The sequence below is a fragment of the Natronolimnobius sp. AArcel1 genome (assembly GCF_011043775.1).
Lineage (GTDB): Archaea > Halobacteriota > Halobacteria > Halobacteriales > Natrialbaceae > Natronolimnobius.
Window position 1 is genome coordinate 1 of the sequence record NZ_JAAKXY010000008.1, and the last position, 12,013, is coordinate 12,013.

Consider the following 12,013-nt stretch of genomic DNA (forward strand, 5'->3'; position numbering starts at 1 on the left):
GTTCTCTCCGAGGATTACGAGTTCCGCGAGAGTACGCTTCGGTACGACGCGGCCACCGACGAGTTTTACCTCAACATCTCGACTCGGCGGACAAACGGCAACGACGCAGGGGTTTCGGAAGATACCGGGCACCCCGACCAAACGGTCCTCGGTATCGACCTCGGCGTCAACTCGTTGGCTGTCTCCTCAACCGGCACGTTTTGGCAGGGAGACGACTACAACCATTGGTGTCGTGAGTTCGAGAAGCGTCGGGGTGAGTTGCAACAGCGCGGCACGCAAGCCGCGCACAACGCTGTGCTTCGACTCGGGAAGCGCGAAGAAGCATGGCGAAAACAGTACATCCACACCGTCGCTAACGAACTTGTGGGGGAAGCCGTCGAACACGACTCTGATGTTATCGCGTTCGAGGACTTGACCGATATTCGAGAGCGGCTTCCGCACGCGAAGTGGCATCACGTCTGGGCGTTTCGACGCCTGTTCGAGTACGTCGGGTACAAAGCGCCCGAGCAGGGCGTCTCCGTGGAGCAAGTCGAGCCCAACCATACGTCCCAACGCTGTTCGCGGACGGACTGTGGGTTCACGCATGAGGACAACCGCCACGGAGAACACTTTGAGTGCCAGAAGTGCGGCTACGAGGTGAACGCGGATTACAACGCCGCGAAGAACATCGGGCTACGCTATGCTCGGAAGCGGACACACAGACTCCGTTCCTCGCCCACGTCGAGGAGCGGAGACGCACAAGTAGACGTGCGTATAACTGGTGGGACGCTGAACGGCGAGAGTCACCAGCCTATTGCTGGCGACTAATCGCCGGGAGTCCACATCAAAGCCCCATCCTCAAGGACCGAGGCGCGTATGCGCCGAGGGAGTAGGGTGGGGTAGTTTACCGAGTTGTTTTGACTGCTTGTATATACAACTACCCCATCACGAAAGGCTACGCCAGCGTCTCGAGGCGGTCGCCACGCTCGAGGACTGGTTGGACGATGTTGGCGCCTCGAGTCTCTGACGGGAACCTGTATCACCAATCGCCGCCCGAAGAATGTTGACACCCCCAACTCAGGAGTCGAACCACGTTCAATCGACGAGATACTGTCGCCTAAACGGCACGGCGATTGTGGTCGGCGTGTTTTTGTTCCCGACGTCGTTTTATCACCGCGATGTACGTGCATGGTCAGTGCTCCCAGGCGGGTGCGTCACCCAGTGTGGAATCGGCTTCCTGCGATATATCCTCCATTTCCGCAGTGAGTTCCCGGTCACGATCGGCGCGTCGTCGATACCCCTCTGCAAGTTCCTCACGTGATGTGGGTTTCTCGATCACGATTTTATTGCCCTCCTCGCGAATCGTCACTTCGTCACCGCCCGAGATACCGAAGTCTTCACGCAGGTGTTTCGGCAGTGTAACCTGGCCACGCCCTCCCGCTTTCCGTGTCATAGCATATACATACCGAAAACGTTGTTGCCGGGCTTTCTCAGGCAAATTGACATGCGTGCTGGTTTCGCTCCCAGCGGCGAGTGCTTTCATTGAGTGTTGGAAACAATCACATTTAAGTTATAATTCAGAATATATGATAAATCTTATTAACTTTCACTATTTGGTATCGGCATGGTCGATATCGAGGACAGTAGTTTTGCGGAAGTTCGTCAGTCGGGGAAGAAACGAGTCACCACAAGTAGGCGGAACGTATTAAAAACCACGGGGGTGGGCGTACTCGGTGCAACCGGCCTTGGTGCGACCGGCGGGACCATGTCGGTTGCGGCGTCCTCCGACCACGAGATCGAAATTACGGAACGACCCGATCCAGGTGACGAGTCCATTGAAGTAGAGGTCGATGTGCCGTCGGACGAGGATCCGGTAGACGTCCGCGTGTTCCACTGGTTGGGGGACGATTTGACGGATGAAGTCATCACTGTCGAGTCTGGAGAGACCGACACCGAAACCGTCGAACTGATCCAGCCGCTCGAGAGAGGGGATAGCTTGGATATCGCCATCCTTGAAGAAGGGGCTACTGACCGTGATGAGGCGCTCAGTATGGCTGGCATAACAGTAGACGCCACATACATCGATTTCTACGCGTCTCCATCTACAAGCGACACCGACGTCGAATTCTTTGCATCGTCCTCTGAGGACCACGTGGACGAGCACGAAGGCGGCATTGAGGCACGCGTTGTGAATGAGGCAGACGAGGAACTGTCCGATGGGCCGGTTGATATTAGTCTGTTCTTCAGCGGGGGGATCGACCTGACTGATCCCCTCGCCGAAGAGGATGAGATATCCGTTATCCTGCAACCTGAGAGCGACACATACGATCCCGATGAAGTGATAGCTTCGGCAAGTACCACTGCCACTGCGGATCTAGGTATCGCGGTCACGGAACGTCCAGACATCGAGGACGAAGAGGTCGAAGTAGAGGTCTTCGTTCCGTCGGACGAGAATTCAGTAGACGTCCGCGCATTTCATTGGGATGAGGGCGATATAACAGATGATGTCATCACTGTCGAGTCTGGAGAGTCCGTCACCGAAACCGTCGAACTGACAGAACCCCTCAAGAAAGGGGACAGACTAGATATTGTTCTCCTTGAACAGGGAGTCACAGACCCCGGTGAGGTTCTTCGTGAGACTAACACGGTAGTGGACGCAACTCACATCGAGTTCCACGCGTCTCCGTCTGCAGGCGACGATGTCATCGAAATTTTTGCGGTAGTCTCTGAGGAACACTGGGACGAGCACCAAGGGGACATCGAGGCACGCGTTGTAGATGGCACAGACGAGGAACTGACCGACGCGGCGGTTGAGATTTTCCGGGCTGACGGCAGGCCGATCGACCTGACTGAGTCCCTCACCGAGGGAGAAGAAATATCCGTCATCCTCCAGCCAGAGGGCGATAAATACGATCCCGATGAGGAATTGACTTCGGCAAGTGCCACCGCTAGTGTCGATCTAAGTATAGAGGCCCCACAACGTCCAGACGCCGAGGACGAGGACGTAGAGGTAGAGGTCACCGTTCCGTCAGACCATGATCCAGTAGACGTCCGCGCATTTCATTGGGATAAGGGCAATATAACAGATGAAGTCATCACTGTCGAGTCTGGAGAGTCCGCCACCAAAACCGTCGAACTAACAGAACCCCTTAAGAAAGGGGACAACCTAGAGATCGTCCTCCTTGAAGAGGGAGTCTCAGATCACGATGAGGCACTCCGTTGGGCTGGCACAGTGGTGGACGACACATACGTCGAGATCACACAACAGTTGACCGATGGTGACGAAGATGTCGAGGTATTTGCGACCGTCTCCGACGACGACTTAGATACGTACGAGGAAGGCCTAGAGTTGCGGATTGTAGACGCCGATGGCGTTAATCTGAGTGACGAGCCCGTGGATATTGAGCTTTTCTGGGGTGGATCGGTATCGGTGACTGAAGAACTTGTCGGGGGTGACGAGATCACGGCGGTCGTCCAGGAGGCTGCGGACGGATACGATGAGGAGAAGGTACAAGCTTCGGCAACGACCACCGTCGTCGGTGACATAGGATTTACCGTCCCGGAACGGCCCAACATCGGAGCCAAGTCCGTCGAAGTAGATGTGGACGTTCCAGCTACTCGTGGCGACGGGGTGGATGTACGAGCATTCGGGCTCGATGGATCGGACCTGACAGCAGACGTTCTGACAGTTACTCCGGGCGAGGATATCCAAGACGAGGTCACCCTGACCGATGAACTCGAAGAAGGCGATATCCTGGAGGTTGCTCTTTTCGAGGAAGGAGACGAGGACCACAATGACGCATTCCAAACAGTGGTGGCTGCAGTTGATGCGACGTATGCAATGTTCACGCAACAGCCGTCCGACGGTAACGAATTCGCCTCCATCCACATTACCGTGTCCGACGAGGACTTTGACGATCACGACGAGGTAGAGGTGCGCATCGTGGACGAGTTAGACGACGAACTCATCGAGGAACCACTACCGCTACCGCCCGAAGAACCCTTTGGCTATGGTACGATCGAACTGACGAGTGAGTTGACTGAAGACGAGGAGATTACGCTTGCTGTCCAGCCCCAGGCTGAGGAGTACACACCCGGCGAAACGTTAGCCTCCGATCCCGTTACTGTATCCGAGGATGTAGGCCCAACCGTCTCGTTTACGTTCTCACCGGAGTCCCCCGACGTCGAGACTGAGGTGACGTTCGACGCCAGCGACTCCGAACCGACCGAGGAGATTGAGGATTATCTGTGGGACTTCACGGACGACAACGACTTTGACACCACTGGGATCGAAGCAACCCACACGTTCACAGACCCAGGCGACCACGAGGTCACACTGTACATTCTGGACGACACGGGCGAACCTCTCGGCATAACAACTGAGACGGTCAACGTCCGAGAGGGGTGTTTCATCGCAACGGCGGCCTGTGGAACGCCCGACCATGATCAGGTTGAGACGCTTCGAGCATTCCGTGACACGACCCTGAAAGGGAACGCGATCGGGGAACTATTTGTCAGACTGTACTACGCAACCAGCCCACCAATCGCCGATTGGATCGCCCAGGGCCCACGTCGGCGTTCGATTGTTCGCTCGACGGTCGTTCGACCTGCAGCTCGGATCGCCTCTATGTTCGGATTTGACGGGTCGGACGCATAAGAGGTGAATTGCCCGGGCAACGATGTCAACTGAGGGTTCCCTGAGACACGATGCCTCTACGTGGGTATCCGCGTTTGACTCGTCTAGCAGCGGGTGGAAGTGTCGGTCGTCTGGGGGAGCTGAAAAGTCGTGAGGGTGGATATCCCGCCGGAGGTTGTGCCCGGACGCATCCGAGTAGTGTATATTGTAGTCGCCCGCCGTCGTCCATCGAACCGGGAATATGGTTGTATCTGCCTCCCCAATGCTATAGGGTATCGTGAGCTGTAGTTCGCGGGGATTGAGTCGGTCATCGATTTCGCCTGAGCCCATCGATTCGATGGCGCTGAACGCATCTCGGAACGCATTGAGTTTCGTCACGTCGATAGTGCTTCGAAGTGCGTGAGAGTCGCCATCTCCAGTGTCGAACTGCATCAGACTGCTTCTGCATCATCAGTGAGGTTTTCGACCGCGCTGAGTGCGAGCGCTACCTCAGCGAATGCGAGGTTCCGCCGCGTCGTTCGCCACTCCAGGAGCGCCTCTGCGTCGATATTCGCGTGGGATCGGACGGCGTCATCGGGCGAGGTAGCGCCGGACCGGTCGCCGTACTCTCGAAGGTCCTCGCGCATCTCCAAAACGCGTGTTGAGAGCGTATCGGTGTCCGTCTCGTCGAGGATACGCCGAGTTTGTTCGAGGACGATCGAGTCCTTGGCCCGCTGATACAGCGCCCCCCTCGAGTCTGGCGATGTGGTCTCTGCCACGTAGCTGTGTTCGACAAGCGAGCGAAGGTGCCTGCCGGCAGTCTGTTCCGACGTAAGGGCGGTCTCGGCAACGGTCGCCGCGCTCATAGGCTCGTATGCCGTGCGCATCACTGACCGCACACGGTCGAACGGGCTGGTATCACGTTTCCAGTCCTCTTTGGCGCGCTCGTTCACATTCTCGAATGCCGGGGCAGATTCTGGCATCGAATCAACGTACGATACATGAGTAGATCATTTTTCGGGATGTCATTTCCACCTTCTTAGGCTGTCGGGTGCGTGTCAGTATAGAGTCAGTTCGGGAGAGTTTCGAGTTTTGCTCACATTAGCCGTGTGAATTGTTCTGCTTTCCGTAATGTTATTAGACAACCATGTGAGGTGCGGTCTCGTGTCACGCAGACCCAAGGCATCTGGATTCCTTGGACTGGCGATAATGATGAGTGTCGGAATGTACCAGAACTATCTGAACGCAACGGCACAGGGGACGCCAGCGTGGATGATCGGGGCCACGCCCACCTAGGCGTCCTCTCGATTCTGGCCATCGTCCTCGGCTTCGCTATCCCGGCCCTCGGCGTGAGCGGGCGACTCGAGCAGATGGTGACGTGGACATTCATCCTCGGACAGTGGGGGCTACCGATGGTTCCGTGGCTCGCCGTCGGCGGCGGCCTGAGCTTTTTGCACCCGACCGCGTTCCTCTGGGGCGGGCTGTTGCTCGTCTCAATGGTGATTATGACCTGGCAGGCCGCCGTGCAGCCAGCAGGGGTTTCTGGCAAGCAGCGATCCGAACCGATGGTTGCTGACGATTAGCGTGGCGGTGAGGGCGCTAAGCCCCCGTCCTCTAGGAGCGAACGGAAAGCGCGAGTGAAGTACCTCGGGGACAAGCCCCGAGGCTTCACCGTTTTGCCCATGCCGTCCAGAAATGGACGGATGGGCGCAGGCGAATTTAATTCCCCTCGACCTTCCCGAAATGGGTCGGTTGGAATTAACACCCGAACGCCCGGTGCGTCCGTGAGGGTCGGTCGCTCCACCACGGCCCGACAACACCCGTCTCACCACGTCAAGGACGCAGGTTTTGAGAGGTGTCGCATTCGTCGCAACTGCGCGCAGTTGCTTCGGATTAAGGTCTTTAATCCACGTTGCAACTGTACTCGTCAATACGGTGGGGTGCGTCATATAGCTTACACGATTCACCCTCGGGGTCAAGTCCCGAGGCACTCTCGCTGTATCTCTGTAGAGCGGGGTAGTTCACTGGACTTTTGAGACGCTTCAGACGTGTACTCCGTCATCGTCTTCGTCGGACGACTGCGACTCTCCCCAGTCGGGGACTTCCCCGTCGTAGAACACGTCATTACTGGAGATACCGTCCTCGAGGTGGGGCTCGGGCGGTGTTCGATCGATCGACTCTCGGAGGAATTTGATTCGCATCGCCTCCTCACGGCCGAGGATTGCTTCGACGGTGTCGTAGTCGACGTGATCGTCGTAATACGCGTCACTAAGACGTCGACGAAACTCCTCGTCGTTCGCGAGCTCCTCGAGTTCATCCTCGAGGGCATCGGTGAGGAGCCGCGTCCGTGAGATATCCAGGACCTCAACGACGCTGTCGGCGCGTTCGACCAGCGACTTTGGGGCATTGAAATCGACGCGTGTTTTCTCTTCACCCATCTTGCCATGTATAGACACTACACATACTTAGTTCGTCGCTGATTTCCTTCGCCACAGCGATAGAAATATCGTCGCCATGGGCAAACTGATAGGCTTTTGAACCAGTATTGGCGAACTCGTTGCCGAAGTCGATCCGAGCGAGGACTCGCTGGAAGTCCTTGCTCAGATCGGTGCCATTCGCACCGATCCCAAATTTTAGTTCCGGAAACAGCAGTGATGAAGCCGCGCGAGTCAGCTGCGTTGCCTCGGTTGTCTTGACCATTGCGAGACAACGACTACGACGACAATCGTCGCTTGGCTACGCCTGACTACCTGAGGAATCTTCGATCTCTCTCTGTTTACAGCGAGGAGGAGGCCACACTCCGGTCAGCTATCTTCAGTCTGGTTCCCGCTATCGCCTCGAGCGAAACTCGCTTGCGGACCACTGGTGTTGTCTGGAGTGATCTGGGTGCCTTCGATGAGCGCTTCAAAATCGTCTACCTCGTCGTACTGGTCTTGATGTACCAACGCTGTTTTGCCAAGCGTTGCAATCTCGTACAGTCCAGACCGTTCGGCTGGGCCAATTTTTCGGACGAGGCCATAGTCCTCGAGCACCGGCAGTCGTGTGTTGATGTTCTTTCGACTCTTCCCCGTGTGATGTGCTAGATTCGTCGCGACGTTTCGTCCTTTGTCTGCTAGCTCTTCAAGGATCAAAAAGTCGGTTGGCTGGCGTAATTTCATGGATTCTAATTATTGTGATGATATCGAGTAATACTTTTTGGCTAGAACATTCCTTCTTTGATCGCCTCTTCTAAATAGATTAACGATTATAGATTCTACGAACCTATCTAGTTCACTCGAGGTCACCGTGAAGCAAAATACTGGTGAGTTTGTCGAACTCCTCAGGCTGGAATACAGGAATCCCAGTACGGACGATCCGCCGGATATCATCAGCAAAGGTGGGGACGCTCTTGACATCCTCCACACGACTGAAGTCGTGGGATTCCCAACCGCCGTTGGGATATTGTGGTTTACGACGTGACCTGTTCTTGAGGTGCGAACACACCAGTTTCTTTGTCAAACAAGAACGTCGATGGCTGTGCCAACCAGCCGTTACTCCTATCACCGTCCTCAGAACGGTTTAGGTTCTGATGTGCGGACGAGACGTTTTGCGTCTCGTCAACGCCATCCGTGGCGAGACTCGGAGATACTTTCTGTCGAATGTTCTCAGCACCATTCACATCAGCGTTCGCCACCGCCCCGCAGTTATCGCACACGTACAACCCACGTTCAACACGGTTCGCATCACGCTTACGACCACAACACGAACACGACTTCGACGTATCCCGCTCGGATACCTGCTCGACCACGATGTCTTCCATCTCGGCCTTGTATTCGAGTAGGTCGGTGAAACGGTCGAACGCCCACGAATGCAGGTCAAGATTGCCATGTTTGCCCCAGTTCTTCGACTCACCGTTCTCCTCGTCTTCGCGGATGCCAGAGAGGTCACCCACCACGACCGTTCCAACACCTTCGTCCACACACCGTTCAACGATGTGCTTTGAGAGGGTGTGGAAGTAGTGGGTGCGGCGAGCTGACTTCGTCTGATGCAACCGAGTTGCTTGCTTGGAGTCGGCGTCGTCACACCGGGCAATTCGCTTGCTGAAGTAGTAGTCGTCCTGCTTCAAGCAGTTCAACGGGTACAACTCGGCGTGACCGTCTTCGTAGGCGAGCGCAGCGAAATTGTTGATGCCGAGATCGACGCCCACCGTCTTCTCACCGGGTGACTCGGACACCTCAATCTCGACTTTACAGACGAAGTGTAGCTCCCACTCCTCGTCAGTCCAGACAGCCCGAACCTGTTGGACGCTCTCGATTGTGGAAAGGTCAACGTCGGGACGAGTCTGGTACTCACAGAGGATAAAATCCGACCAGTGTTCCTTGAGGTTTGACCCCTTTGAGAGTCGAACGCGGTCGTACTGGGTGTCAAGTTTGAAACCAGCGGCTTTGAACGTGACCGTGCTTCGTGGGTGGTCGTCACCGTGTTTGCGGTAGCCGGGCGGGTTCGCTCGTGTGTCTCCGTTGCGTCGTTTACCGTACCAACCGTTAAACGCCTCAGCGAGTTCTTGAAGCACTCGCTGACTTGACTGAGAATGCAGGTCATCGTAGCGTTCGTGGCTCTTGAGGTACGCGGTGAGTTCGTCGTGTTCTGGGATATAATCGATTTCATCCCAGACACGACTGATTGTCCACCGTCCGATGTTCCAGAGTTTCGACGCGGCGAACCCGAGCGAATCAAGGTCGTCAGACACCTGTTGCTGATTCCTGATGGAAGCAGTATAGGTGCGGGTGACGACCTGTTTCGCCATACGTAACCTATGTATACAAACCTACTTGAAAGCACGGATTACAGAGCGTGGAATATCCTGCCGTGCCATTGAACCGTGGTCTGTGTAGTGGGTTGTCGGATTCATCCCACGACTGAAGTCGTGGGCTTTCTCCTCGATGTTCTGTAACCAGTCATCAACTACAAGGAAAGTCAGATCCACTTCCAATGAGCTGGTTGCTCCCAACTCAGACTGAACTCGAGATTTCGACCGATCACTTCATAGAATGCGCTGCTGTTAGTCATCATCTGATGTCGGTCCAACGTCCGTAGTCGGCTGGTCGGGATCGATGTCCACATCGGGGAGCGAGGGGAGATTTCCTGCTGGACCCAACATCGGATGTGGTTCGTCCATGAGTTCCATTCCCAAGGTACTCTCCGGGATGGATCGGTTGCTGATCTCAGAGAGTCGCGACTCCACTTTGTTTTGAGTCTCCTCTTCTACTCCGAAGTTTTCGATGAAGACATCCAACTTAGCGTCGATAATCTCCTGGCGGTACCGCATCTCTCGGGCATGAAATCCTTCGAGTAAGATGAGTAGGATCGCTTTGCTAGCAGAGATGTCATGGTATTCTGCGATCGCGTCAATTCCCGCGGCGACATCGTCGGGGACATGCGAACTAATATTCCTTGACATTACGATCAGATAATCTCATCCAGACTATTAAACAATTCTCGCCAAATTCCAATGTAGGCACTAGTTCTACAGACTGAACAGGCCGAGTGCCTCGGGGCTTGACCCCGAGGCGGTTCACGGTCATCGGAGTCATCCGAGACTGTCAATTCCACTCTCAAGCGAAAGTACCACCCGCCTCCTCGAGCTGGTCAAGGTGGTCGTGGAGTCGGTCACCGGTCCATTGAAAGAGGTTCAGTACTTCACAAAGCCAGTTAGTTAGAACGTCTGCTTGCTGAGGATGTGCACTCCAACAAGCAAGCAGACAACGTAATCCACGAAGACCAACTTCTTAACTTTCTCGTCAACCGGCTTGACGAGGAAGTACCGCTTTCGCTCGCTAACAACGCTGAGATCACTGCTGAAGACATCTATGAGGTCCTCGTCGGCGCGTGCGCCGACGGGACCTCAGTCTCTACGCTGTGTGCTTCGAGCAAGAACGCACCCGCTGCGAACACAATTCTCTACCATCTCCGGACGAAGCTCGAGCCAGAACGGCTCGAACGAGTCGCTAATACGCTCCTTCGGAAGGATCTCGATCAACTGCTCTCCGAGCAGGTGGAGGTCTGCGTAGACCTCCATCTGCGGCCCTACTACGGTGACGAAGATGAGACAGATGGGATCTATCACTCGCAAGCAAAGCGTGGAACCACTGCCTTTCACGCCTATGCCATACTCTACGCGCGTGTGACAAACAAGCGATTCACCCTGGCAGTGCGCCGTCTCGAAGACGGCGACACTGCCAGCAGTGTCCTCGCGGAGTTTCTCGGTGTGCTCGACGGCCTTGACTTCAGCGTCAAGGCCGTCTACCTTGACCGTGAATTCTACGACAGCAAGTGTCTCACGGTGCTTCAGGCGCACAATCACGCCTACGTGATGCCGATCGTCCGCTGGGGAAAGGCGATCAAGCAGGAACTCTCCGAAGGCTGGAGTCGCGTCATCCAACACGAGCTGACGGGCAAACTCGACGGTCACAGCTGGACCGTCGAGTTTCCCGTCTACATCGACTGTACCTACCAGAACGGACGCTACGATGAACACGGCGTGGCGCGTCACGGCTACGCCGCTGACGCGCCGTTCATCGACACGCCACGGGACGCTCGATACCACTACGCGAAACGCTTCGGTATCGAGGCCAGCTACCGACTCTCCGAGCAAAGCATTGCAACGACATCAACACAAGATCCGGTCGTACGGCTGTTGTACGTTGTGGTGAGCCTGCTGTTGCAGAACGTCTGGCGGTATCTCCACTGGGAATTTGTGGCGACGCCGCGCCGTGGCGGGCGTCGCCTCTGGTCCTGGTCGTTCAAGGAGTTCATTAACATGGTCCGACGGGCAGCGTGGACGGCCCTCACGGTGCGTCGGGCCGTCCCCGCGAACCGGCCACCTGATGATCGGTTCCACCGGTAACCGGTGACCGAGGACGCCCTATTCGACCAGTGGCAACACCGTCGCGTCGGCGGCTGATCGCCGCCGACTGCGACAGCCTCTCGTCTCTTGTTGCCGGTTAGATTGTCGGAGAACAGATCCGGCTCTGATTCGTCGGCAAATCAGGCTTCAACACCGTTGGCTGAGACTGAGTTGTGAGGTACTGAGGTTGTCTTTATCCGTCCCTCCAAGGAGGAGGACCGGTGCATCGTCATACGACCAGTACCACGGGTTCTCGGGACTTCGACGGACTCGATCAGTCATATCTCGTTACTCCCGAGTAGAGGGGATAAATCATTTGATGCGTACAATAGGAGTAGAACCTGACAGTATACGTAGTGGGGTTGGTGGACTGGTGACAGACACGTTCGAGTCAAGAACGAAGCGATAGATAAGCAGCTCTCATTGGCCGACTGTTTCAGATGAGAATATGTCTAAAGTCAGTAACTACGAAATCGAATCGAAAATCCATTTCTCACTCCAATATGGACTTCTATGCAGACCTTCTCTTGACG

13 protein-coding genes are annotated in these 12,013 nt (G+C 55.6%); 4 read left to right on the top strand and 9 right to left on the bottom strand.

The window, feature by feature from the left end; all coding sequences use genetic code 11:
* Positions 1-807, top strand: an 807-nt coding sequence (locus G6M89_RS20620; RefSeq protein WP_165163791.1) for an RNA-guided endonuclease TnpB family protein, incomplete at its 5' end; no start/stop codon positions are given.
* A gap of 364 nt (positions 808-1,171) precedes the next feature.
* Here the strand turns inward: G6M89_RS20620 and G6M89_RS20625 are convergent.
* Positions 1,172-1,432, bottom strand: a complete 261-nt coding sequence (locus G6M89_RS20625; protein ID WP_165163792.1) for an AbrB/MazE/SpoVT family DNA-binding domain-containing protein — start codon at positions 1,430-1,432, stop codon at positions 1,172-1,174.
* A gap of 171 nt (positions 1,433-1,603) precedes the next feature.
* Between G6M89_RS20625 and G6M89_RS20630 the strand changes: the two genes are divergently transcribed.
* Positions 1,604-4,636, top strand: coding sequence for a CFI-box-CTERM domain-containing protein (locus G6M89_RS20630; protein WP_165163793.1), 3,033 nt, complete (start codon positions 1,604-1,606; stop codon positions 4,634-4,636).
* Positions 4,637-5,046: 410 nt separating this feature from the next.
* Here G6M89_RS20630 and G6M89_RS20635 read toward each other — a convergent pair whose 3' ends face one another.
* A complete protein-coding gene (locus G6M89_RS20635) occupies positions 5,047-5,577 on the bottom strand; it encodes a hypothetical protein (RefSeq protein WP_165163794.1) in 531 nt (176 codons plus the stop codon).
* Between the two features lie 285 nt (positions 5,578-5,862).
* On the opposite strand from G6M89_RS20635, the gene G6M89_RS20640 reads away from it, so the two are divergent.
* Positions 5,863-6,177 (top strand): hypothetical protein, encoded by a 315-nt coding sequence (locus G6M89_RS20640; RefSeq protein WP_241175484.1) that lies wholly within the window; start codon positions 5,863-5,865, stop codon positions 6,175-6,177.
* Between the two features lie 459 nt (positions 6,178-6,636).
* Here G6M89_RS20640 and G6M89_RS20645 read toward each other — a convergent pair whose 3' ends face one another.
* The 6 genes from G6M89_RS20645 to G6M89_RS20665 form a co-directional block, all read right to left on the bottom strand.
* Positions 6,637-7,032 carry a hypothetical protein gene (locus tag G6M89_RS20645; protein WP_165163795.1) on the bottom strand — a complete coding sequence of 132 codons (396 nt, stop codon included), beginning with the start codon at positions 7,030-7,032 and terminating at the stop codon, positions 6,637-6,639.
* Positions 7,025-7,294, bottom strand: coding sequence for a hypothetical protein (locus tag G6M89_RS20650; protein ID WP_241175486.1), 270 nt, complete (start codon positions 7,292-7,294; stop codon positions 7,025-7,027). Before G6M89_RS20650 ends, G6M89_RS20645 begins: the two co-directional genes overlap by 8 nt.
* Positions 7,295-7,398: 104 nt before the next feature.
* A complete protein-coding gene (locus tag G6M89_RS20655; RefSeq protein WP_165163796.1) occupies positions 7,399-7,752 on the bottom strand; it encodes a winged helix-turn-helix domain-containing protein in 354 nt (117 codons plus the stop codon).
* Between the two features lie 112 nt (positions 7,753-7,864).
* A complete protein-coding gene (locus G6M89_RS22650) occupies positions 7,865-7,996 on the bottom strand; it encodes a hypothetical protein (protein ID WP_255488589.1) in 132 nt (43 codons plus the stop codon).
* 46 nt (positions 7,997-8,042) lie between these two features.
* Positions 8,043-9,380 (bottom strand): RNA-guided endonuclease TnpB family protein, encoded by a 1,338-nt coding sequence (locus G6M89_RS20660; protein WP_165163797.1) that lies wholly within the window; start codon positions 9,378-9,380, stop codon positions 8,043-8,045.
* Positions 9,381-9,635: 255 nt separating this feature from the next.
* On the bottom strand, positions 9,636-10,034 hold the full coding sequence (locus G6M89_RS20665) for a hypothetical protein (RefSeq protein WP_165163798.1): 399 nt from the start codon (positions 10,032-10,034) through the stop codon (positions 9,636-9,638).
* Between the two features lie 279 nt (positions 10,035-10,313).
* Here G6M89_RS20665 and G6M89_RS20670 point away from each other — a divergent pair, with 279 nt between their 5' ends.
* The gene (locus G6M89_RS20670; protein ID WP_165163799.1) at positions 10,314-11,480 is read left to right on the top strand and encodes an ISH3 family transposase; all 1,167 of its coding nucleotides are present in this window, start codon (positions 10,314-10,316) and stop codon (positions 11,478-11,480) included.
* 147 nt (positions 11,481-11,627) lie between these two features.
* Here the strand turns inward: G6M89_RS20670 and G6M89_RS22655 are convergent, their stop codons facing one another.
* Positions 11,628-11,762, bottom strand: coding sequence for a hypothetical protein (locus tag G6M89_RS22655; RefSeq protein WP_255488593.1), 135 nt, complete (start codon positions 11,760-11,762; stop codon positions 11,628-11,630).
* Positions 11,763-12,013 lie beyond the last annotated feature (251 nt).

Bases quoted from the DNA above. Each gene is read 5' to 3' on its own strand.
- G6M89_RS20625 (WP_165163792.1), bottom strand. From the start codon at position 1,432: ATGACACGGAAAGCGGGAGGGCGTGGCCAGGTTACACTGCCGAAACAC.
- G6M89_RS20630 (WP_165163793.1), top strand. From the start codon at position 1,604: ATGGTCGATATCGAGGACAGTAGTTTTGCGGAAGTTCGTCAGTCGGGG.
- G6M89_RS20635 (WP_165163794.1), bottom strand. From the start codon at position 5,577: ATGCCAGAATCTGCCCCGGCATTCGAGAATGTGAACGAGCGCGCCAAA.
- G6M89_RS20645 (WP_165163795.1), bottom strand. From the start codon at position 7,032: ATGGGTGAAGAGAAAACACGCGTCGATTTCAATGCCCCAAAGTCGCTG.
- G6M89_RS20650 (WP_241175486.1), bottom strand. From the start codon at position 7,294: ATGGTCAAGACAACCGAGGCAACGCAGCTGACTCGCGCGGCTTCATCA.
- G6M89_RS20655 (WP_165163796.1), bottom strand. From the start codon at position 7,752: ATGAAATTACGCCAGCCAACCGACTTTTTGATCCTTGAAGAGCTAGCA.
- G6M89_RS20660 (WP_165163797.1), bottom strand. From the start codon at position 9,380: ATGGCGAAACAGGTCGTCACCCGCACCTATACTGCTTCCATCAGGAAT.
- G6M89_RS20665 (WP_165163798.1), bottom strand. From the start codon at position 10,034: ATGTCAAGGAATATTAGTTCGCATGTCCCCGACGATGTCGCCGCGGGA.
- G6M89_RS22655 (WP_255488593.1), bottom strand. From the start codon at position 11,762: ATGACTGATCGAGTCCGTCGAAGTCCCGAGAACCCGTGGTACTGGTCG.